A 21751-nucleotide genomic window follows, 5' to 3' on the forward strand; every position below is an offset into this window, starting at 1 on the left:
TCTCTTACTCTCAGTTATATATAATGGGTCGTTAGCTCAGTTGGTAGAGCAGTTGACTTTTAATCAATTGGTCGCAGGTTCGAATCCCGCACGACCCACCATTATATCAAGTGCCTCAGTAACTCCCCCCAAATACAGAAATTGCATACCACACAAAACGTGTGGGTGAGACAAAACTGCACGTCAGTTTTGAACAACGCTTGCGTTGGCCCGAAGGGCGAGTATCAGTATGATACGAGTAACCTGCGTTCAGGTTCGAGCCGAGCGAAGCGAGACAGCAACGCGTAGCGTTGACCCGAAGGGCGAGTCCATAGGACGAGTAATCCCGCACGACCCAGCATTATATCAAGTACCTCAGTAACTCCCCCTCAAATACAGAAATCGCATACTACACAATGAAAAACCCAAGCTGACTTCAGCCCGGGCTTTTGATACTGCTAGCGTGATGCAAATATATTTGTGGTGCTATTTCGCGGATGCTTCGAGAGTGAAAGCCTCTTGAGCAAGCAGAGTTTCTGTCTCAATTAATTGTTCTTCAGCACTCACCTTGGCAATACCACGGCAACCTTCGCCATAATGTTCACCTTCCCAACGTCCAACCAGTGCCGCACCGATTGCATTACTCATTACGTTAGTTGCCGAACGGCCCATATCCAAGAAGGGATCAACGCCCATTAATAGAATTAAACCCGCTTCCGGAATATTAAATTGGCTCAAAGTTGCGGCGATAACCACTAATGATGCACGAGGAACACCAGCCATACCTTTAGATGTCAGCATTAGGATTAATAGCATAGTGATTTGTTCGCCCATACTCAGATGTATATTGCATGCTTGAGCAATAAAGATGACGGCAAATGAGCAATATGCCATGGAGCCGACCAGGTTGAACGAATAACCAATAGGCAGAACAAAACTGGAAATTTTGTTAGAAACACCAAACTCCTCCAGTTTCTCCAGTGTACCGGGGAAAGCCGCTTCGGAACTTGAAGTGGTAAAGGCTAACAGTGCTGGTTCGCTGATACCTTTTATTAATCGAAGAGTACAGCGGCCAATCAGCACAATTGAGCAGCCAATTAAAATGAGCCACAGCAATCCCAGAGTGAAATAGAATTCACCCATAAAGATACCAGCGCTGACTAATACGCCCATCCCGCGCTCAGAAATCATCGCTGAGATAGCAGCAAATACGGTCAGTGGCGCAAATAACATGACATAACCGGTCAGTTTCAACATCAGGTGCGCCAGCGAATCTAGCACAGCAACGATAGGTTGCGCTTTCTCTCCGATAGCGGAAAGGCTAATCCCCATAAAAATAGAGAAAACAACAATTTGCAGGATTTCATTGCGCGCCATTGCATCAACAATACTGGTCGGAATGGCATGCGAAATAAACACTTTAGCGGAGAAAGGAACTGGAGCAATACCGTCAACAGCACTGGCACTTGCTGCCACGAAATTGATGCCATCGCCCGGTCTGAGGAGGTTAACCACCACCAAGCCAAGCAGAATTGAAATGAATGCCGCGCAAATAAACAGGAACAGCGTTTTTGAGAAAACGCGCCCTAACGTTTTGGCGTCACCCATTTTGGCAATCCCAACCACTAAGGTTGAGATAATCAATGGCGCGATAATCATTTTAATTAAACGCAGAAAAATATCGGTAAAGATGGATATTTCAGATGAGTATGATTTGGCAAAGTCAGGACTGCTAAAGGAATTTATTAAAAAACCGACAATAATACCTATTATCAAACCCAAGATGATCATTGTGGTCAAGTTCTTTGATTTCATAATGATTCCATTTATAAGTAGGGTGGCATTGTTTTTATAAAATATTTAATAATTTCACCGATGTTGTATTTTATTTTCTATAGAAAAAACGGTGCATCAGGCAGCACAATGCACCGGGCTATTCGGATGTTTTTCTATCGTTACAGCTGATTAAAAACTAAATATTGAACTCGAGCTTTAATAATGGTGCATGTTGTTGAGCACCATAGACATCGGTATCACCTACGGCACCTGACACCAGATGGCGTGGCATCACTATTTTTACCGCATTGGCGGGATCAAACCAAATAATACGCGAGACGAATTTAGGCTCGACTTTATAAATATTGGCTATCAACTCTTTTTGGAATTGGCCGGATTCTTTAATGTTAGAATAAATGCTTTTATTCTTGAATAAAATATCCAACACTAATTCATATGGCCCCGCATTTTTTGATCTGACGACATGAGCCAATTCTATAATAGACATTTTCATGCCATCACTCCTTCTGCTGTGATATTTTCCAGCTTAAACTTAAATGCAATTTCTGGTGTATATTCCATTAAGTGATAAATAGAAAATTCATAAACCAGACCTGCCCGAATATCAGAAGGCGAGAAGGGGAATGCTAAATTACCGGCAGTAGCAATTCGCCCGGTATAACCATAATGAAGCAAGGTCGAGCGCGCGAGGGAGCAAATACTGTCTGCCATTGCTTGAGAAGGGGCGACAACATCAAGCAAAATACCCAATTCATAAGATGTGGTATCTGGCTCCGGCTCCATTTTACCCATGACGCCATTTTTGCCATACAGATGAAAATTGAGTTGCACCGAATCAGGCGCGATACTCAGATTTTTCTCTACACTTTTGCGCACTTCGAGCAAAATATTATCAATATCCGCAATCATAATGGCGTCACGGGTGCCAGCAATGCTCAGCGTGCGATAACCCACCGGGCGAGCCCCTTCTAACTTCACAGCATAGGGGGTGTTTTCATGCACTGAGCCGCTAACGCGAACTTGGCCATTACCCGCATCCTTAAACTGGCAAGCGGTCAGATTCAATACACCACCGGGGCCGGGTAAGAAGTAAGGATCTGATTTCTCATACAATGTATGTGCTGCTGCCGAGGTTTCAGTAAATTGGCGCTTTTCGTTGAAAGTCTTCAAAGTAAAGCCAGTTTCATCCAGAATACCCATGGCACAGTCGGAACCTGATCCTGGCGTTGCGGCAATGGCGGCACACTCCAGAATCTTGCCACAATGCAGGGCCAAACCCTCATCGAACCCCTTCATAATAGGTAATGCGGCAAAGCAGGCAGGATCATAAGCTCGGCCGCCTAACACCACTTGCGCCCCGGCTTGCAATGCCTCCTGGAAAGGCTCGACCCCCATCTGTGCCACGATATACGTGGTTGCATCAATAGCTTCATGGGTGAGTTCCGGCACAAAGTCCAGCGACTGAATCTTGCCAGCATCAAGAGCAGCGTGAACCACTTCTTTACTCACATCGGCTGGAATAACCGCCAGGGTAAAGCTCAGTGATTCCTCTTGGGCAATTTCCAAAATGATCTGACGACACCATTCCAGATGTGGTGCAGCGCCAGAACCTCCTGCCGTACCTATGACGACAGGAATACCTTGTTTTACACCGGCCGTTATCATGTAACGCAAATCCCGTTTAACCCCAGCCCGGTCGGTAAAAGGTTTGCCGGAACCCAGATAATGGGGGCCGGGATCGGAGGAACCAGCATCAACGGCGATTAAATCGGGTGATTCCTCCAGCGCTTTCATAAAGCTCTCTTCGGGAAATCCATATCCCAGAATGGCTGTTGGCGAGAGGATTTTAAAGGTTTTAGACATATCAATTCGCCTTTGCTTGCAGTTGTGCGATGGTCCGAGTCATCTCATTAAACACAATGTTCATGCCTTCATCGAAGCCCATACCCGGCTTGATGAGCATGCGCATTGGGCGGGAAGCAATAGCGACATGCACACAGGTACGGGCGCTGATATCCGTTTCGTTACAGGTTCCGCCTTGATAGGCCTCCATACCTTTTTTATTGCAGTAAAGCACGGCATCAACAATGTTGTGGATACTGCCCAGATCTGGGGTTTTGATCTGCACCATGTGGCAGCTGCGCGCATCAGTAAAATCGATGATATCTTGGTAGGTATTGCACCATTCGTCGGCCACGATTTTGACGGAAGAACCGAGTTTTTCCAGATTACGGGTGATTTCGGTCAACAGACGAATTTGGTCGGGTTTATTCCCCGCATCCACCGGCCCTTCGATATACAAATCAAGCTCTCCGGCCTGTTCCTGTAAGCTGGCGATATACTCGGCACACCGCATTGGGTCCATATCGAAAATCAAGCCAATAGTGCCGTAAACGTCGATATGTAAGTTAGGTTTGTAATTGGGATCAACCCGCAAGTCAGTCACACGTTTAGCCAACCAGCTCACGTAATCACGCAGTTTTTCCCCATTACGCCCCAGTTTTTCATCAACATTATTGATAAGGCCGTGTGGCAGGACATCGACACCTTTGAGGATCATTTTATCGACGGCGATGTAGCGATCGTCGCCACTTTGCCCGAACAGCGGGATAGGCAGGGCCACCAGCGGTAGATGCCACTCATCACATACCACTTCCGCTTTTAAGCGGCCAGTGGCTAATGCGGTGGCGTCCAGCAATGCTTGGGACAGGCCATAACGAATGGCGGTATGCAGCTGCTTGCCATTAATCGTCACTTCATCAAAGAAGCGCGCATTTTGGCGAAACTCACTAATGTCACGCCCTTCCAGCAGTGGTTTGATATGTTTTTCCAGGAAAGGAACGAAGTTGGCGGCAATAAACAGAGGGTCACGGCCACCAGCTCCGGAATATTGTACTGCTGCACAGTCGCCAACTGCGACGGCACCATTCTCTAAAATTAATTGGATATTTACACATTCACCAGCCTGACGAATAGAGGTGAAACCATCAGTTACAGGTTGGCCCTGATAGATAAAACCATCCAATTTAGCGCCGTTTTTTATTGCCTGCTGGTCATCGAAGTAGAAAGATGAATTACCGGCAGTGAACAGTACTTGCTTGATTTTCATTATGGTCTTCCTATTAATTTGCTGTGGGATACGGCGTTAATATCGTCAATAATCATTTGGAATGACGGGGTACGGCCTTCTTCTTTGGCTCTCTCAGCAACAAAATCATGGTGGAGCGCCAAAACATCTTTAGGCAGTGGAACGGAACCGGGATCAAACACGCGGATAGCGCCGTGGTTATCACGGATTGGCATCATCTTGCCGGAGTTACAGGTCGCGGGCGCAAAAGGCACATCAAGAACCCCGGCTTCAAAGGCTCGGACAGTGCCGATAGCAATATCGCCTTGGCCTAGCTCCAGCACTTTGTTCATCACCGCGCGGACTTCACGTTTAATCAGCTCAATTTCGCGGTCAACTTCGACACAAGGCGGGAATTTTTGGTCACGCACCATGTTCAGCATTTGGTTTGATGCTCTCAAACCTTGACCATTAGCCTCGGCTGTTGGAATGCCATAGGCTTCATGTGGGCTCTTAGTGATAACTTTGGTAGCCCCGGCCATCCCCGCGACAGCGGCTCCCCAAGAGATAACCGCAAATGCACGAGATTCGTCCTCTGGGAAGCCCCCCATCCACTGGTGGAATACCGTGCTAAGCTCATAATTTTCATAGCCATTGGCATGGAAATATTCATCAGCTAACTCGCGCAGAGAGCGGATAGCTGCAATATCTTGCACCACATTACCCACTTGGCCGTAACCGACGGTGATTGATTTCACGCCCTGTTCCAAAGCCAATAACCCCTCAATAATGGCCACAGCATGGGAAACAAAAGGCGGGATTAAGGTGCCGGTTAATGGGCCAAAGGGTTCGCGATTGATACGAATTCCGTGCTCTTCATATACGCCAATCAAACGGTCACAGTACTGCCAATCGCGAATGGATTTCTCCAGCGTCACACGTTTTGCATAGGGGATGTTGTAAGAGATACCGCCACCTTCATAGCTGGTAAATCCGCTAGCCATGGCAATTTCGGCCAATAGGCGGGCATCGGGGGTGCCGTGGCGAATTTGCAGTGGTTTAGATAAAGTTTCGGTAATACGGCGACAGGCGGTGACGCCATGATTAACCACGGGTAACCCATTGAGCTTGGATGTGCCCGCTTCGATAGATTTTTGGATACCAACCGCTGCCTCTTCATAGCGATTGAGGCGGGTATAAGCATCGATGGTGGTCGGTAACAGATCGCAGTCTTTTTGGAGTGTTTTTAATAGCTCGATATGTTCTTCGATTAAGGCCACTCCCGCACGAGGTTGGCTCAGCGTGATCCCTTGGCGGTCGGCTTCAAACAGGGCCCGGGCAAAGTTTTTTGCCTCAGGAATGCTTTGCTGGTATTTGACTCCATCCTCAAAATTCTCAACATCCTTGCCGGTGTGCCAAGTTTTTAATACTTGAAAGCGCTCAGACATAAAGTCGTCTAAAGATATTTTTTTGTTTCGAAGTTCCATCATGACTCCAATTTTCACTTGTTCAAAATTCGAACGCCAGTCTGGGCGGCAGCTTTAGGAAAGCGACGAGCGACATTAGCGAGCAGGGGAAGTAAACCTTGTGTATCTCTGTAATATTCAAACTGGTTGGGGAGCAGCACTTGCTTGCCTTTATCATCAAAATCACGATATTTCAGCCAGTTATGGATATCGAATGACTCTGCTCTGGAGAGCCATCCTCCGGTGCCAATGACTTTCTTCACGAGACTTAAATCACGGCCAAGTTGCAGGTCAACATTGCCAGTACAGGTACAGACCTGTGTTTTGGTGCCAGCATGGCGCTCAGAGGCATATCCGACACAAATCCCCGCCAGCAATTGGTCAAACACGCACTCTTCATCGGTGCGCGGTAAATAGCCGGGATGTGCAGTGATATGTTTTAAATAGGCATGAAAAGCGGCAATTTTGCTCTGTTGATGGGCGAAATAGTGCTCAATCATTGGCATGCCGGTTTCGCCTGCATTAAGGGCCGAAACCCGCATGCCCAAATCGCCTTCTACGGTGCGCTTAATCAGCGGTTCTGGGATGCCATGCATGACGGTGTCAGGCATTAAGTGATTGTTATAGGAGGAATAAATATCTGTCGTTGCCCCTCCCATATCAATCAGCATAAATGTTTCCCACTCGGGGACATGCAGGCGAATTTGCTGAACTAATTCAAAGACTGAATAAGGCGTTGGTAATGGTTCTTCACCGGTTTGATTGACGATGACGTCTAAACCTTTCCCTTTCACAATTTTGTGCAGAAAGATGTCACAAATAGCTTTACGCGCGCCATAAGGGTTAGGGCTATCAAGATTGGGCAGAACATTATCGACAATGGTTAAATCTTTATTAGCGAGGATCTCCTGTACATCATCATCCAGGTCACGATTTCCGGCATAAATAATGGCGCATTCAAGGTCCGATTGAGCCAATAATTTGGCGTTCAATAAGCCGTGATTGCAGTCGCCACCATCAGTACCGCCGGTAAATAGCAGGATATCTGGCGGTGATGTTTCCAAAGCTCGGACATCTGATTTATTCAAGTTATAGGAGAAATGTTGTGACACTTTGGCCCCGGCAGAGTGCGCCGCAACTTTGGCAGACTCGAGGGTAATATTGGGCACCAACCCAATAGCCGCAACGGAAAGCCCCCCTTTAGCCGAAGAGGAGTAATCAATTTTGACCTTCCCAGAGGCCAACAGTGGTCGGGCATCACTCACATTCAGGATCTTATTCAAGACTGAAAAGAACCCATCGGCTAAATGTTGTGGTGTCGTGGGGGATAATGCATAGTTTTTCACTTCAATCTGGTCATTATCCCCAACCTCGAACACTGCTCCTTTGGTCCAAGTGGAGCCAATATCGATAGAAACGCTGATCATTGCATGCCCTCAGCTGTTTCCTCTGTTTGTATCACATGGTCAATATCGCGCTTCATAAGGGAACAAACTAATTCCAGATCCGTGTCTGGTGCGAAGACACGGTTGAAACCCATCGCTTTAAATTTGGTTTCAATCTCTGAAAAATCATGTTTACCAATAACCAGATTCCCGCCGACGTAGAGCAATATTTCACCTATTCCGCGTTCAACGCAGTTCTCGCGCATGCCAATACAGTCGACTTCACCATGTCCATAAATAGAGGAAATGACAATGGCCTGAGCACCGGTTTCAATGGCGGCATCAATATATTCATCTTGACTCACCATCACACCGAGGTTAATTACGTTAAAATTGTGCATGGTAAATACTCGGTCTAGCACTTTATTACCAACAGCATGGCAATCAGCACCAATGACGCCAATAACAATTGTTGGGTTTTGCATGTTAAGCCCTCTATGTAGATTACGTTCCATATATTTTGTTTGGTAGGTGGGAAGTCAAATAAGCATTTAACTTCCTACGCGAAACTATTTTATTTCTGAGTGATTTTTTATTGGTTAATAACGAGCTTCATTCCCTCTAGCCAAAAAAATGATCATTTTCTGTTAGGGTTTTTATTGCTGCTTAATGTGCTTCTCAGATAAATAAAGTACAATTGATTTATTATCAGGATGTCTTGATAAAAAATTAAAAGTGACTTTTTTTATTTTTATTCTCACTAATATTGTTTTTTAATCTAATAAAATCAAGGTTATAAAATAAGCAATCTTATTTTGTTAATGATATTGTATGAATGTTATTTTTAAAATAAATAATATTTATGGAGAAACTGTGACCAATGTTTGATTATCCTTTTATTCCCATACTGTGATGAGGTTCATATTTTTATTTTGCTGCATTAAATATGAAATGGTGCTTATTCATCCTAAAGGTTACATTAGCCACTATAAGATATAGTGACTCTTTTCTTACATTGATTAACGTACTCCACCAGCAACCATCTTGACTAAATGTGTCTGCGGATAATATTTAATTAACTGTTTTTGCTGTAGCACACTGAGAAGACACTCAATATCATGTTGTCGATGGTTAAATAGCAGCCCAATAACGCTGCCACTATGGGCAACATTCAAACCATATATACCACTGTGCTCGACAAGATCTAATAATTGACGAAACTTGGGCTTCGGTAGCACCGACTGGCTGGCAATAGCACTGAGTGTGGTTGCTTCACCAAGCTTATGACAACACTGTTTTTCATGCGCTAACTGGAACTGTTGCAGCGCTTTAGCCAAATTGGGGGCTTGTTTCAGCAGAGATGAATGGCGGTTTCTCTGATGGAATTCTTCTGTCAGTAATGTCTGTGGGCTTTCTAATAGCACAATGTCGATGTCAGGTAGCCAGGGAAATGGCTGACGAGTTTGTGCCGTCTGGTGATCAAAAAGGGTGAGATCTTTAAATATGGTGCTGTCGGTGGGCTCAATTGCCACACAGAGTTTAGCCAGTGATTCATCACTCAGTGATTGTCCCAGTAACCGGGTGGTGGCAACAGCGGCGGCGGCAATATCTGCGGTACTGCTGGCGAGCCCTTTTGCCACAGGGATGGTCGATTCAAATTCGATGCAAATATTGTTGGCAAGTCGCGGTGATTGGCCAAAATGCACTAACACTTGCTTAACCATTTGGCGCATGCGTGGTCGCTCACATCGGCCGGGTTTTCCTTGGGTAACCGACACTTTGCTATACCAATTTATTGGGCAGGAGATAAGCTTTTCTCCACCCATAATCCATCCCTGGAGCAATTCACCGCAGGAAGCAGGGCAGTAGGCTTCAGCCATGAGCAGCATCCCGATAATAAAAATCCTTTTGTAGACAATACATTATATTGCCTGCAACAGTGGCCCATGATTGATATCGATTGGATGAGAGGTAAAAGCCAGTACATCACTAAGATTAACCACATTTCCAATGACCAGCAGCGCCGGAGCATGGATCTTTTTCCGCGCAATTTCATCTTTTAGCGTGCTAAGTGTTCCTTTGGCTATTTCCTGTTGTTGCTGACTGGCATACATCACCGCCGCGGCAGGTGTATCGGGTGACTTGCCCCCCTTAATCAGTCGCTGGCAAATCTCTTCTTGTCGGCTCATTCCCATCAGCACGATCAGCGTGCCATCTAACTGTGCCAGTGCATTCCAATTCTGTGGTTCATTTCCCTGACACATATGTCCGGTGACAACATGAAAACTGGAAGCAAAATGACGGTGTGTGACCGGGATCCCCGCGTAGGCTAATCCGCCGATGGAGGAGCTAATGCCCGGCACGATTTCAAACGGGATATTGTGCTGTGCCAGGCATTCAGCTTCTTCTCCCCCACGGCCAAATACATAGGGATCACCCCCTTTAAGGCGCACAACATTTTTACCGGCTAAAGCGTGATCAATGAGAATTTGATTGATATGTTCTTGCGGAACTGGATGGTGATTTGAGTTTTTTCCGACATTAATAATTTGGCAATTTGCGGGTGCTTGAGCAATGAGCTCAAGATTAACTAAACGGTCATGAACGATAACTTGGGCTTCACGGATAGCTAGTAGCCCTTTTACGGTGATTAATGATGCATCCCCTGGCCCCGCTCCTACTAATAACACTTTTCCTATACTCATTAGAGCAACCTTTATATAGCAGAGAAGGCATAAGATTTTTTAAAATTAATCATCAAAAAATATCATGTAAAAATAAAATATGATTTAAGTGCGGCCTCATTATCCATGAACAGGAAAATAAGTTACTTGACCATGCTCTCATTATTTAATCATTTTTTGGAATGAACTCTTCAGAATATATGACATTTAATTTTTATTTGAAATTTATTATTTAAATTTTTTGCATTGTCATTAATTATGTTTTTATTCATTACTTTGTTTTTTTAACTTCAATATTACATTTGTTATTGATAATTATGAGGGCTATCACAAAAACAGCCGAGGGCTGTGTTTATATAAATAAATTTGTGTATGTTAAAAACCAAATAAAATCCAGCAGTAACTTTCTATCAGCATTAAATATCTAATATAAATATCTAGGCATAGCAGGCTATCTAATCAATGGTTTTATGAAATAATGGGTGAGTTACAATGCGGTGCAAAATTCCTAAAACAGACTTATTAGTCACATTTGAAGCAGTTGCTCAATATGAAAGCTATACGCGAGCCGCAGAGAAGCTGGCGTTGACACAAAGTGCCGTTTTCCGCCAGATCACGGCACTGGAAGAGTTACTTAATGTTTCATTGTTTCATCATGTACGTAAGCGGATTTTTCTCAATGACGCCGGGCGCTATTATCTAGGTTTAGTCAGAGACACCTTGGAACAATTGGAGCGAGATACACAAAGCATTATGTCCTATCAGTCTACTCAGCAAGTGCTAGAACTGGCGGTGACACCAACATTTAGTACACATTGGCTTATTCCAAATCTCAGCGATTTTCACGAGAATCATCCAGAAATTGTCCTTAATTTAATTGCACTCACTACCCCCGCTGATTTTTTGAATCTGAAATATGATGCGGCGATTATGCGTGAAGATTTCAGCAGCCCTTGGGCTGAAAATGAGCATCTATTTGAAGAAGAACTGGTACCTGTATGCAGCCGTATGTTGTGGCGCGATGACAAAAAGGTGATGCGTGCGGAACAATTAATGGATGAGTTCACATTGCTGCATCAGACGACCCGTTTAGACTCTTGGTATGATTGGTTTGCACTTTCGGGAGTCAATAATCCACAGGTACGCATGGGGCCACGTTTTGATCTTTTATCAATGTTGATCTCAGCTGTGCGCTCTAATCTTGGGGTGGCGTTATTACCGCGTTTTGCCATTCATAAAGATTTAGAAAATGGCGATATGGTTATTCCTTGCGACTTGCCAATGAGCACGGGCAACCATTTTGTTCTGACTTATAAAGACGGTAAAAGAGGATTAAGGAGTTTGCAAAAATTTAGCCGCTGGGTCCATGGAAAATCCAAAGAAGAAGAACTAAAAAGGACATGGGTTAACTGAATTTCAAGAGAATATATATAATTTGTACCTTTATAGATACTTATTCACCAATCAGCACTATGTGTTGCAGATAGAACAATTGCTTTTTATTTTATCCTATCAATAATGGTGGTGTAATGCATATAGCATGTGGAAATATTATCCCTTAACCCATTTTTTAATATAAATGTTTAGTGAGTTCTGCCTGCTATTTACCTTTTGGCTAATAGAGTGGAAATAATGTATAAAAAAGAGTTTTTTTACCAAGAGCTATTCCCTCTTTCTGAAGATGAAACAGATTATTACTTATTAACAAATAAGTATGTTTCTACCATTGAAATTGATGGGAAAGAAATATTAAAAATTGAACCTGAAGCCCTAACATTGGTATCTCAGCAAGCTTTCCATGATGCCTCGTTTTTCCTGCGCCCAGCACATCAACAGCAAGTTGCGGCTATTTTACATGACCCGCAAGCAAGCGAAAATGACAAATATGTCGCGCTCCAACTATTACGAAACTCAGAAATTTCAGCTAAAGGTATTTTACCCAACTGCCAAGATACCGGCACATCCACTATTATTGCCAAAAAGGGCCAGCGCGTTTGGACGGATATCGATGATGCGCAAGCATTATCCCGTGGTATCTATAACACCTTCCGCGACGATAATTTGCGTCATTCGCAAAATGCTGCTCTGGACATGTATACCGAAGTGAATACGGGAACTAACCTGCCAGCGCAAATTGATATTTTCTCTACCCCTGGAGCGCAATATTCCTTCCTGTTTGTCAATAAAGGGGGCGGTTCAGCAAATAAAGCCGCGCTGTATCAAGAGACAAAAGCGCTGTTGGAACCGAAAAAGCTAAAAGCTTTTTTAATTGAGAAAATGAGAGGGTTAGGAACTGCCGCATGCCCCCCTTACCATATTGCATTTGTGATTGGCGGAACATCGGCTGAATTGACGTTAAAGACGGCGAAGCTGGCTTCGACTAAATATTATGACAATCTGCCCACCGAAGGTAACCAATACGGGCAAGCTTTCCGCGACACTGAACTGGAACACGAATTACTTCAAGCCTCGCGTGAGTTTGGCTTAGGTGCCCAGTTTGGCGGAAAGTATTTTGCTCATGATATTCGGGTTATTCGTTTACCGCGCCATGGCGGTTCCTGCCCGATAGGCATGGCAATTTCATGTTCATCTGACCGAAATATTAAAGCAAAAATAAACAAAGAAGGGATATGGCTAGAGAAATTAGAGCGGCATCCTGAGCAATATATCCCCGAAAGTATGCGAGTTAATCACGAAGGGACGGTGGTTAATATCGACCTTAACCAACCGATGGATGAAATTCGTCGACAGCTTTCTCGTTACCCTGTTTCTACCCGCGTATCACTTAATGGTTCATTGATTGTGGCTCGCGATATTGTCCACGCCAAATTAAAAGAGCGGCTGGAGCAGGGGGAGGAATTACCGCAGTACATGAAAGATCACCCGGTCTATTACGCGGGGCCAGCGAAAAAGCCAGAAGAGTTTATTTCCGGTTCAATGGGGCCAACAACTGGAGGGCGTATGGATCTATATGTTGACCTTTTCCAATCCCATGGCGGCAGTTTAGTGATGTTGGCAAAAGGTAATCGTAGCCAGCAGGTCACCGAAGCCTGTCAGAAACACGGTGGATTCTATTTAGGCAGCATCGGCGGTTCTGCGGCTATTTTGGCGCAGGAATATATCAAAAGTCTGGAATGTATCGAGTTCCCAGAACTGGGAATGGAAGCGGTATGGAAAATGGACGTTGAGAATTTCCCAGCCTTTATTTTGCTTGATGACAAAGGTAATTCATTCTTTGACCAGATTCAGATGAAGGCATGTGCTGGCTGTAATCAATAGATTTTACGCGAGGATATCCCATGAGCGAAGAACGGTATCAGCAGCGGCAACAACATCTAAAGGAACAAGTTGAGACGCGCGTTGCAGATGCCACCAAAACCGGTGGCATCATCATTGTATTTACTGGCAATGGTAAAGGAAAAAGCACGGCAGCTTTTGGTACAGCAACAAGAGCTGTCGGTCATGGTCGGCAAGTTGGGGTGGTTCAGTTTATTAAAGGGACATGGGAAAACGGCGAATATAACCTGCTCAGCCGCAATGGAGTTGAGTTTCATATTATGAAGACCGGCTTCACCTGGGATACACAAGACAAAGCCGCCGATACCCAAGCAGCAAAGAAAGTATGGCAGCAAGGCTGTCGCATGTTATCCGACCCGTCTTACCATCTCGTGATTCTGGATGAATTGACTTATATGGTCACCTACGGCTACTTGGCGTTAGATGAAATCATTACCGCGCTAAAAGATCGGCCCAAGAACCAAAGTGTCATCATCACCGGGCGGGCGTGCCATCGTGATCTCATCGCCTTGGCAGATACCGTTAGCGAGTTACGGCCAGTTAAGCATGCTTTTGATGCTGGGATTAAGGCGCAGAAAGGTATTGATTGGTAATTCCCCTTTGTCCTTGACGCTGCAGCGGTGTTAGCGGTACTCGCGCGCCCGAGTCACTGACTGGAGTCAGCTCATCGGGACTTGCTCGCTTGCTGCCTTGCTGCAACGCCAATGACTTTGGGGAATTCTGCGAGTTGAAATTGCAGACATAAAAAAAGGCGCCGTAGCGCCTTTTCGTGATTGTTTTCTAGTGATTAGAGTACCAGACCCGCGATCGAAGCGGACAGCACGCTGACCAGTGTAGAGCCGTACAGCAGTTTCAGACCAAAGCGAGAAACCACATTACCTTGATGCTCATTCAAGCCTTTAATCGCACCGGCTACGATACCGATGGAAGAGAAGTTCGCGAATGAAACCAAGAATACCGATAGAATACCCACACTGCGTGGAGACAGTTCAGATGCGACTTTCTGCAAGTCCATCATCGCCACGAATTCGTTAGAAACCAGTTTGGTTGCCATGATACTACCGACTTGCAAGGCTTCATGAGCAGGAACGCCCATAACCCAGGCAAACGGGAAGAAGACATAACCCAAGATCCCCTGGAAGCTAATACCGAACAGCAGGCTGAACAAAGCATTTACCGCAGCAATCAATGCGATGAAACCAATCAACATCGCCGCAACGATAATGGCCACTTTGAAACCGGCCAGGATGTATTCACCCAGCATTTCAAAGAAGCTTTGGCCTTCATGCAGGTTACTGAGCTGCAATTCTTCTTCATCATCGGCTTTATACGGGTTGATTAACGACAACACGATAAAGGTGCTGAACATGTTAAGCACCAGAGCCGCAACCACAAACTTCGCATCCAGCATTGACATATAAGCACCAACAATTGACATGGAAACTGTCGACATTGCTGTTGCTGCCATGGTGTACATGCGTTTTTCAGACATTTTGCCCAAAATGTCTTTATAAGCGATGAAGTTTTCAGACTGGCCCAGAATCAATGAACTGACGGCGTTGAAAGATTCCAACTTGCCCATGCCGTTCACCTTGGACAGTAAAGTACCAATGATACGGATAACCACTGGCAGCACTTTGATGTATTGCAAAATACCAATCAAGGCAGAAATAAAGACGATAGGGCACAGCACTCTTAAGAAGAAGAAGGCGAGGCCTTTATCCCCCATATTGCCGAAGACAAAATCGGTACCGGTAGCGGCAAACCCAAGTAATTTGTCGAACAGACCGGCGAATCCTTTCACAAAACCTAATCCAGCTTCTGAATGGAGGAAGAAGTACGCCAACAAAACTTCAATAACCAGCAATTGAATAACAAACCGAATGCGGATGCTTTTACGATCCTTACAGATCGCCAGAGCTAATATGGCCACCACGACTAAGGCCAACGCAAACTGCAGTATATGGGACATGTGTGCTCCAAATTTGAGGCAGGCTAGATTTTCGTGGACATTTTATGTAACGGCTACATTAAAAACGAGACGTAGGCTGCAAATATAGAAATTCACTTTCATAAATGCAAACAAATTAGTGGGGTTGATCACAAAAAATAGCATGTTAATAATATGCTACAAAGGTAGTTTAACTATGCTAGTTTGGATAATTGTAGCTGTTAGTCTGGGAAATTGTGACGCAACATTTAGCCGGATTTTTCAGAAACAAACTGCTAACGATTACTGTACGGCAATTTATACGGTATTAGCTATCAGAGAGATAAGTTTTGTCGCTCTAAATGCGCTTGATAATTATTATCATTTAACTATTATTGGTGATAAGAGAATAGACGCAAATTTCCCAAGGGTAATACTGAATGTTGAATAGTCGTGCCGTCGATACAACCCGTCGTACATCAAGGAGGATTAAGCTCTCCCTGATGGGGCCTGCTTTTATCGCAGCCATCGGCTATATCGATCCCGGCAACTTCGCGACCAATATTCAGGCGGGTGCTTCATTCGGCTACACCTTATTATGGGTGGTCGTTTGGGCCAACATCATGGCCATGCTTATCCAATTACTTTCTGCCAAGCTCGGTATTGCGACGGGTAAAAATCTGGCTGAGCACATCCGTGATCGTTTCCCCCGCCCAGCGGTATGGGCTTATTGGGTGCAAGCCGAAATCATCGCGATGGCCACTGATCTGGCTGAGTTTATTGGGGCGGCGATTGGGTTCAAATTGTTATTGGGAGTGACCCTGTTAGAAGGGGCAGTGCTGACCGGCATTGCGACTTTTCTCATTCTTATGCTGCAAAAACGCGGACAAAAGCCTCTCGAACTGGTGATTGGTGGGCTGCTGTTATTTGTGGCTGCGGCCTATATTGTTGAACTTATCTTTTCTCGCCCTGAATTTGCCGCGCTGGGGCGGGGAATGCTGGTGCCTGACCTGCCTAATCGGGATGCAGTGTTTTTAGCTGCCGGGGTGTTGGGGGCCACTATTATGCCGCATGTTATCTATCTGCATTCATCATTAACCCAAACCGCAGGCGAAAACTCTAAAGCCGATCGCTATGCTTCGACCAAGCTAGATGTGGCAATTGCGATGACGATTGCCGGGTTTGTGAATTTGGCGATGATGGCGACAGCCGCTGCGGCTTTTCATTTCAACGGCTACGGCAGTATTGCTGAAATTGAACAAGCCTATTTGACGTTGCAACCGCTGTTAGGCAATGCTGCGGCGACTATATTTGGTTTAAGTTTGGTTGCTGCGGGGCTGTCATCCACTGTGGTCGGGACATTAGCCGGGCAAGTGGTTATGCAGGGCTTTGTCCGTTTTTATATTCCAATTTGGGTACGCCGCACGGTCACCATGCTGCCTTCCTTTATCGTCATTTTGGCGGGGATGGATGCCACGCGGATACTGGTAATGAGTCAGGTATTGCTGAGTTTTGGTATCGCGCTGGCGTTGGTGCCGCTGTTAGCCTTTACCGGCAATAAAGAATTAATGGGGGATATGGTTAACTCAAAATTGATTCAGATTTTGGGGAAACTCATCGTTCTGGTTGTGGTTGGACTCAATGCTTACTTACTGATCAGTTTGCTTTAATCATAGATAATTGAATAATAAGGCGGGTGAGGGTTCGTTACCCGCCAAGACATCATTATCGCTTAGTCATGATGATGGTCATGACCTTTACCGTGGCCGCGATGGTGTTTTCTCGCGTGCTTGTCATATTTCCAGTAGCGACCCTCGTGGTAATAATAGTTCTTTCTCCACCAGTCTCTCTCTTGCCAGCGATGGCCATCCCAGTAATGACCATGACGATTACGCTCACCTAAATCTCGCCCCTGATGGTTTTGCCACCATTGCCGATCGCGCCAGTCATAACCATCCCAATAATTACCACTGCGATCTTGTTCACCAATGTGTAATGAAACACTAGGCAGTAACTCAATACTCTCAGCGTTTGCCATGGGAATGAGGGGGAACCAGGCTAATATAGTGATCAGCAACAGGGGTTTTATTCTTCTCGGTCTTACAACACTCAGCTTCAACATGGCCGCTTTTAACATTATTCATCCTTATTTGGCCTTATGGCTATGACCGTATCTTAAACAGTGTCGTCGCTGCTGGGATTCGGATAAAACTGTAAAATAAGGATTTCAGAATTATCTGTGAGAATGATAAGAGAGTGGTGAAAGGTCATCAACAGGGGACGGATCCCCTGTCTGGGGATGGAAAAGGAAACGTTTACACCAAAATATCTTCAATAATTTTTATTTCAGCTTCACTGAATTCAGTATTTGCCAGCATGCCGACTGCATCATCGATTTGGCTGACTTTACTGGCCCCAATCAGGGCGGATGTCACCCTTCCGCCACGCAACACCCAAGCTAAAGACATCTGCGACAGCTTCTGTCCACGATCTAACGCCAGTTCGTTCAATTGGCGTACTTTAGCCAGTTTCTCCGCCGTAAGTTGCTCGGGATTAAGGAATTTACTGTCACTGGCTGCTCGCGAGTCCAGCGGGATACCCGCTAAATAGCGATCGGTCAATAACCCCCCCGCGAGTGGGGAAAAGGCAATGGACCCCACACCATACTCATCCAGCGTATCCTGCAAATCGGCTTCAATCCAACGCTCAAACATTGAGTATTTGGGTTGATGAATCAGGCACGGAGTCCCCAGTTGCGCCAGAATTTCACAAGCCTGCCGCATTTGTGCTGCCGGATAGTTAGATAGGCCGATATACAGTGCTTTACCTTGGCGGACTAATAGATCCAGTGCCGCCATGGTTTCTTCCAATGGTGTATTCGGGTCAGGACGGTGATGGTAGAAGATATCGACGTAATCCAGCCCCATCCGTTGCAAGCTTTGATTGATACTGGCCACCAGATATTTTTTAGAACCCCAGTCACCATAGGGGCCGGGCCACATGGTATAGCCTGCTTTGGAAGAGATAATTAGCTCATCGCGATAAGGGCGCAAGTCTTGTTGTAGGATACGGCCAAAGTTTAGTTCGGCTGAGCCCGGCGGTGGGCCATAGTTGTTGGCTAAATCAAAATGAGTAATGCCATGATCAAAAGCTCGATGAATCAGGTTGCGGCTATTTTCATACAGAGTGCTATCACCAAAGTTATGCCATAAGCCAAGAGATATAGCTGGGAGCAATAATCCACTACGACCACAACGATGATATTCCATTTCCTGATAGCGCGAGGAGGCTGCCTGGTAGACCATGATGACCCTTATTGGTGAGAGTAAACGACACTTTAGTGTATGCGTTTTCATCACTGACGTAATGTCGTGGGATCACGTTATTTTCTGGTCTTATCAGATGATGTCAGCCGCCGAGTAGGGAATGTCAGTAAATAATTACAGTGTGCGCTAATTAATAATTTAAAAACATTAGATCTATTTATGTTTTGCTTAATACTTATTCCACTATTATAAGCATTAAGGATGGTGTGGATATGGTAAGCAGCTATAAAGTGGCAGACTATTTACTGGACCGTTTAGCAGAAGTGGGCATTCGGCACCTGTTCGGTGTACCTGGTGATTTTAACCTTCATTTTCTCGATCATGTTATTAATCATCCAGTTATAGAATGGATGGGATGTGCTAATGAGCTTAATGCTGCCTATGCCGCAGATGGGTATGCTCGGGTCATGCCTGCGGCGGCGTTATTGACTGTCACCGGGGTTGGTGAATTAAGCGCTATTAATGGAATAGCCGGGAGTTTCGCTGAATATCTTCCTGTTATTCATATTGTTGGCACTCCGGCGTTACGTGCGCAAAAAGCCGGAGAATTACTGCATCACTCATTAGGAGATGGCGATTTCGGACATTTCTCGCGCATGGCGCAAGTCGTCAGCTGTGCGCAAGCCAGTTTAACCGCCGAGAATGCGACGGCTGAAATTGATAGATTGCTGGTGGCCGCGCTATGCCAGCGGCGTCCTGTTTATCTCCAACTCCCCGCCGATGTTGCACAGGCGGATGTCGCCAGACATTCTGGAGCATTATCCCTACCGCGGCCTATCTTATCGCAGACATCATTACAGGAATTTATTGATGCTGCCCGTGAGAAATTACAATCGGCACACCGGGTGGCCCTGTTAGCTGATTTTCTGGTTGACCGTTTTGGCGCCCAGCAAGCTTTGAATCAGTGGATGGCAGAAACCAATTTGCCACACGCAACGCTACTAATGGGCAAAGGGGTGTTGGATGAAACGCATCCGATGTTCATCGGGACCTACGCGGGTGCGGCCAGTCATGCCACAGTCAAAGAATATATTGAAGAGGCGGAGGTTCTTATCACCGTCGGTGTGTGGTTTGTCGATACCATTACTGCGGGATTCAGCCAGAGAATTACTCAGGATAATTGCATTGATATCCAGCCGAATCTGGCGCGCATTGGGCTAAAAGTGTTCAGCCAGATTCCAATGGCCGCAGCGGTAGCGGCACTACATGAATTATGTAAATCCCTACAAGATGAATGGCAACATCCGGTTATAACTCCTCCAGTGTTGGCGGCACCAAAAGATAACATTTTGAATCAACAAGCATTCTGGTATCACATACAACATTTTCTACGCCCGAATGATGTTTTAGTGACTGATCAGGGCACTTCATGTTTTGGTGCGGCAACCCTGATCTTACCTACAGGATGTTCGTTTTTCGCTCAGTCATTATGGGGGTCTATCGGTTTTTGTTTACCTGCGACCTATGGTGCTCAAGTAGCACAACCACAACGACGGATGATATTGCTGTTGGGGGATGGCGCGGCGCAATTGACGATACAAGAGCTGGGGTCAATGCTGCGTGATGGGCTGAACCCTATTATTTTTCTTTTGAATAACCAAGGGTATACCGTTGAGCGGATAATCAATGGGCCTGAGCAGCGCTATAACGATATTGCCGAGTGGAATTGGGCGCAACTGCCACAAGCTTTCGGTAAGGGTAAACAATCCTTTACACGTACTGTGACGCAGGTCGATCAATTGCAACAGGTATTGGCACAAATCGAGAATATTGATCAGTTGGCTTTTATTGAGGTGATATTGCCGAAAATGGATACTCCTGAGCTCCTTAATAATGTGGCTAAATCTCTTCAGGCACGTAATACCGCAGTTTGATGATGACCGGCTCTGCGATAGGCGTGGTATTTCAGCTAACTAGATTTTGCCAGTCAATTGATCCAGTAACCAATAGCCTGCCGGGCCCGGTGGGCTTTTTTTCGACCAAACGGCATCAATCGAGATCATCTTCGGCCAGCCTACCGTCGACAGGGCCACCAGTTTCTTATGGCTGTATTGTTCAACCAACCAGCGCGGTAAAATGGCCCAGCCGAAACCTTGCTCTGCCATTTCCAGTAGCATTAAATAGCTCGGTGCTGACCACATCAGCCCTTGTGACTGATTGCGCTCGGTGCGGTTGTAGGTATTGAGCCGTAATTGGCGGGTGGTGGCCAGTTGTTCAGGGCGGACTTGGGGTAACTGCGCCAGTGGATGCTCCGATTGCACAAATATAGCCATTTCTGTCTGAGCCGCTAACCGGCTGGCAGCAATATCCGGTGGGTAGTGTTGCTGGACTTCTACCACGCCAATGTGTGCCCGCCGCAGTTGTAGCAGGTCAATGACATCGTCATCTTCGGCAATTAAACATTCAAATTCAATATCAGGATAACGCTGCTCAAAACGGCGCAGTAAGGTCTCGTGGTGTGTGGGCTGATAGGTGTCGGATAGCACAAAAGTCAGCCGAGTTTCAACCTGACCTGCCAAGCGGATTGACAGGCTGTCCAGCCGTTCGCTGGCGGCTAAAATCTCCTGCACATGAGACAGCACACGACGCCCGTGGTCAGTTAACACTGGCTGTCGCGCTTGCCGGTCAAACAGGGTTAACCCTAAATCAGCCTCCAGATTGGCGATGGCGGTGCTGATGGTTGACTGACTTTTACGTAATTTGCGGGCAGCGGCGGAGAAAGAGCCGAGCGCCGCAGCTTCAACAAACGCAATCAATGCTTCAGGGGAATAGTGCATAAACTATCTATTTTATCGATGGGTTCTAATTTTAATCTATCTT

At 45.7% G+C, this 21751-nt stretch carries 18 protein-coding genes, 1 tRNA gene and 1 other RNA gene; 7 read left to right on the plus strand and 13 right to left on the minus strand.

Annotation, left to right across the window (positions count from 1 at the left end):
- Positions 1 to 25: 25 nt before the first annotated feature.
- Together FTA96_RS06120 and FTA96_RS06125 are read left to right on the plus strand one after the other, a co-directional pair.
- A tRNA-Lys gene (locus FTA96_RS06120) sits at positions 26 to 101 on the plus strand.
- A gap of 117 nt (positions 102 to 218) precedes the next feature.
- Positions 219 to 340, plus strand: a non-coding RNA gene (locus FTA96_RS06125) — RtT sRNA.
- Between the two features lie 125 nt (positions 341 to 465).
- Here the strand turns inward: FTA96_RS06125 and FTA96_RS06130 are convergent.
- From FTA96_RS06130 to cobA, 9 genes are all read right to left on the minus strand, one after another.
- A complete protein-coding gene (locus FTA96_RS06130) occupies positions 466 to 1794 on the minus strand; it encodes a dicarboxylate/amino acid:cation symporter (protein ID WP_145573360.1) in 1329 nt (442 codons plus the stop codon).
- Between the two features lie 157 nt (positions 1795 to 1951).
- Positions 1952 to 2269: a DUF4387 domain-containing protein gene (locus FTA96_RS06135; protein ID WP_050109373.1), complete on the minus strand. Its 318-nt coding sequence runs from the start codon at positions 2267 to 2269 to the stop codon at positions 1952 to 1954.
- The gene (locus FTA96_RS06140; RefSeq protein WP_050109374.1) at positions 2266 to 3639 is read right to left on the minus strand and encodes an acyclic terpene utilization AtuA family protein; all 1374 of its coding nucleotides are present in this window, start codon (positions 3637 to 3639) and stop codon (positions 2266 to 2268) included. The genes FTA96_RS06135 and FTA96_RS06140 overlap by 4 nt, the downstream gene beginning before the upstream one ends.
- Position 3640: 1 nt before the next feature.
- Entirely contained in the window at positions 3641 to 4885 is a 1245-nt protein-coding gene (locus FTA96_RS06145; RefSeq protein WP_050109375.1) for a methylaspartate ammonia-lyase, read from the minus strand.
- Positions 4885 to 6330 (minus strand): methylaspartate mutase subunit E, encoded by a 1446-nt coding sequence (locus FTA96_RS06150; protein WP_050109376.1) that lies wholly within the window; start codon positions 6328 to 6330, stop codon positions 4885 to 4887. The genes FTA96_RS06145 and FTA96_RS06150 overlap by 1 nt, the downstream gene beginning before the upstream one ends.
- A gap of 14 nt (positions 6331 to 6344) precedes the next feature.
- A complete protein-coding gene (gene glmL, locus FTA96_RS06155) occupies positions 6345 to 7736 on the minus strand; it encodes a methylaspartate mutase accessory protein GlmL (RefSeq protein ID WP_050109377.1) in 1392 nt (463 codons plus the stop codon).
- The gene (gene glmS, locus FTA96_RS06160) at positions 7733 to 8179 is read right to left on the minus strand and encodes a methylaspartate mutase subunit S (RefSeq protein ID WP_050109378.1); all 447 of its coding nucleotides are present in this window, start codon (positions 8177 to 8179) and stop codon (positions 7733 to 7735) included. Before glmS ends, glmL begins: the two co-directional genes overlap by 4 nt.
- Before the next feature lie 534 nt (positions 8180 to 8713).
- Positions 8714 to 9574, minus strand: coding sequence for a GHMP family kinase ATP-binding protein (locus FTA96_RS06165; protein ID WP_145573362.1), 861 nt, complete (start codon positions 9572 to 9574; stop codon positions 8714 to 8716).
- 42 nt (positions 9575 to 9616) lie between these two features.
- On the minus strand, positions 9617 to 10399 hold the full coding sequence (gene cobA / locus FTA96_RS06170; RefSeq protein WP_145573364.1) for a uroporphyrinogen-III C-methyltransferase: 783 nt from the start codon (positions 10397 to 10399) through the stop codon (positions 9617 to 9619).
- A 471-nt stretch (positions 10400 to 10870) separates the two neighbouring features.
- Between cobA and FTA96_RS06175 the strand changes: the two genes are divergently transcribed.
- The 3 genes from FTA96_RS06175 to cobO all read left to right on the plus strand — a co-directional run bounded on the left by FTA96_RS06175 (position 10871) and on the right by cobO (position 14268).
- Positions 10871 to 11791 (plus strand): LysR substrate-binding domain-containing protein, encoded by a 921-nt coding sequence (locus FTA96_RS06175; protein ID WP_050120730.1) that lies wholly within the window; start codon positions 10871 to 10873, stop codon positions 11789 to 11791.
- A 219-nt stretch (positions 11792 to 12010) separates the two neighbouring features.
- Positions 12011 to 13657, plus strand: coding sequence for a fumarate hydratase (locus FTA96_RS06180; RefSeq protein ID WP_050109381.1), 1647 nt, complete (start codon positions 12011 to 12013; stop codon positions 13655 to 13657).
- Between the two features lie 20 nt (positions 13658 to 13677).
- Positions 13678 to 14268: a cob(I)yrinic acid a,c-diamide adenosyltransferase gene (gene cobO, locus FTA96_RS06185; RefSeq protein WP_134957430.1), complete on the plus strand. Its 591-nt coding sequence runs from the start codon at positions 13678 to 13680 to the stop codon at positions 14266 to 14268.
- Between the two features lie 194 nt (positions 14269 to 14462).
- On the opposite strand, the gene FTA96_RS06190 is transcribed toward cobO, so the two are convergent.
- A complete protein-coding gene (locus FTA96_RS06190) occupies positions 14463 to 15647 on the minus strand; it encodes a NupC/NupG family nucleoside CNT transporter (RefSeq protein ID WP_032911652.1) in 1185 nt (394 codons plus the stop codon).
- 398 nt (positions 15648 to 16045) lie between these two features.
- Here FTA96_RS06190 and FTA96_RS06195 point away from each other — a divergent pair, with 398 nt between their 5' ends.
- On the plus strand, positions 16046 to 17275 hold the full coding sequence (locus tag FTA96_RS06195; RefSeq protein ID WP_050109392.1) for an Nramp family divalent metal transporter: 1230 nt from the start codon (positions 16046 to 16048) through the stop codon (positions 17273 to 17275).
- Between the two features lie 62 nt (positions 17276 to 17337).
- Here the strand turns inward: FTA96_RS06195 and FTA96_RS06200 are convergent, their stop codons facing one another.
- Both FTA96_RS06200 and FTA96_RS06205 read right to left on the minus strand, forming a co-directional pair.
- Positions 17338 to 17742: a DUF2502 domain-containing protein gene (locus tag FTA96_RS06200; protein WP_050109397.1), complete on the minus strand. Its 405-nt coding sequence runs from the start codon at positions 17740 to 17742 to the stop codon at positions 17338 to 17340.
- Between the two features lie 178 nt (positions 17743 to 17920).
- Positions 17921 to 18910, minus strand: coding sequence for an aldo/keto reductase (locus tag FTA96_RS06205; RefSeq protein WP_050109400.1), 990 nt, complete (start codon positions 18908 to 18910; stop codon positions 17921 to 17923).
- A gap of 233 nt (positions 18911 to 19143) precedes the next feature.
- Here FTA96_RS06205 and FTA96_RS06210 point away from each other — a divergent pair, with 233 nt between their 5' ends.
- Positions 19144 to 20805, plus strand: coding sequence for an alpha-keto acid decarboxylase family protein (locus FTA96_RS06210; protein WP_145573366.1), 1662 nt, complete (start codon positions 19144 to 19146; stop codon positions 20803 to 20805).
- A gap of 39 nt (positions 20806 to 20844) precedes the next feature.
- Here the strand turns inward: FTA96_RS06210 and FTA96_RS06215 are convergent, their stop codons facing one another.
- On the minus strand, positions 20845 to 21708 hold the full coding sequence (locus FTA96_RS06215; RefSeq protein ID WP_050109403.1) for a LysR family transcriptional regulator: 864 nt from the start codon (positions 21706 to 21708) through the stop codon (positions 20845 to 20847).
- Between the last annotated feature and the right edge of the window lie 43 nt (positions 21709 to 21751).

Origin of the sequence: Yersinia alsatica (assembly GCF_902170305.1) — a bacterium.
GTDB lineage: Bacteria > Pseudomonadota > Gammaproteobacteria > Enterobacterales > Enterobacteriaceae > Yersinia > Yersinia alsatica.

Coding starts and splice junctions, on each gene's coding strand:
- FTA96_RS06130 (WP_145573360.1), bottom strand. CDS start 1,794: ATGAAATCAAAGAACTTGACCACAATGATCATCTTGGGTTTGATAATA.
- FTA96_RS06135 (WP_050109373.1), bottom strand. CDS start 2,269: ATGAAAATGTCTATTATAGAATTGGCTCATGTCGTCAGATCAAAAAAT.
- FTA96_RS06140 (WP_050109374.1), bottom strand. CDS start 3,639: ATGTCTAAAACCTTTAAAATCCTCTCGCCAACAGCCATTCTGGGATAT.
- FTA96_RS06145 (WP_050109375.1), bottom strand. CDS start 4,885: ATGAAAATCAAGCAAGTACTGTTCACTGCCGGTAATTCATCTTTCTAC.
- FTA96_RS06150 (WP_050109376.1), bottom strand. CDS start 6,330: ATGGAACTTCGAAACAAAAAAATATCTTTAGACGACTTTATGTCTGAG.
- glmL (WP_050109377.1), bottom strand. CDS start 7,736: ATGATCAGCGTTTCTATCGATATTGGCTCCACTTGGACCAAAGGAGCA.
- glmS (WP_050109378.1), bottom strand. CDS start 8,179: ATGCAAAACCCAACAATTGTTATTGGCGTCATTGGTGCTGATTGCCAT.
- FTA96_RS06165 (WP_145573362.1), bottom strand. CDS start 9,574: ATGGCTGAAGCCTACTGCCCTGCTTCCTGCGGTGAATTGCTCCAGGGA.
- cobA (WP_145573364.1), bottom strand. CDS start 10,399: ATGAGTATAGGAAAAGTGTTATTAGTAGGAGCGGGGCCAGGGGATGCA.
- FTA96_RS06175 (WP_050120730.1), top strand. CDS start 10,871: ATGCGGTGCAAAATTCCTAAAACAGACTTATTAGTCACATTTGAAGCA.
- FTA96_RS06180 (WP_050109381.1), top strand. CDS start 12,011: ATGTATAAAAAAGAGTTTTTTTACCAAGAGCTATTCCCTCTTTCTGAA.
- cobO (WP_134957430.1), top strand. CDS start 13,678: ATGAGCGAAGAACGGTATCAGCAGCGGCAACAACATCTAAAGGAACAA.
- FTA96_RS06190 (WP_032911652.1), bottom strand. CDS start 15,647: ATGTCCCATATACTGCAGTTTGCGTTGGCCTTAGTCGTGGTGGCCATA.
- FTA96_RS06195 (WP_050109392.1), top strand. CDS start 16,046: ATGTTGAATAGTCGTGCCGTCGATACAACCCGTCGTACATCAAGGAGG.
- FTA96_RS06200 (WP_050109397.1), bottom strand. CDS start 17,742: ATGTTAAAAGCGGCCATGTTGAAGCTGAGTGTTGTAAGACCGAGAAGA.
- FTA96_RS06205 (WP_050109400.1), bottom strand. CDS start 18,910: ATGGTCTACCAGGCAGCCTCCTCGCGCTATCAGGAAATGGAATATCAT.
- FTA96_RS06210 (WP_145573366.1), top strand. CDS start 19,144: ATGGTAAGCAGCTATAAAGTGGCAGACTATTTACTGGACCGTTTAGCA.
- FTA96_RS06215 (WP_050109403.1), bottom strand. CDS start 21,708: ATGCACTATTCCCCTGAAGCATTGATTGCGTTTGTTGAAGCTGCGGCG.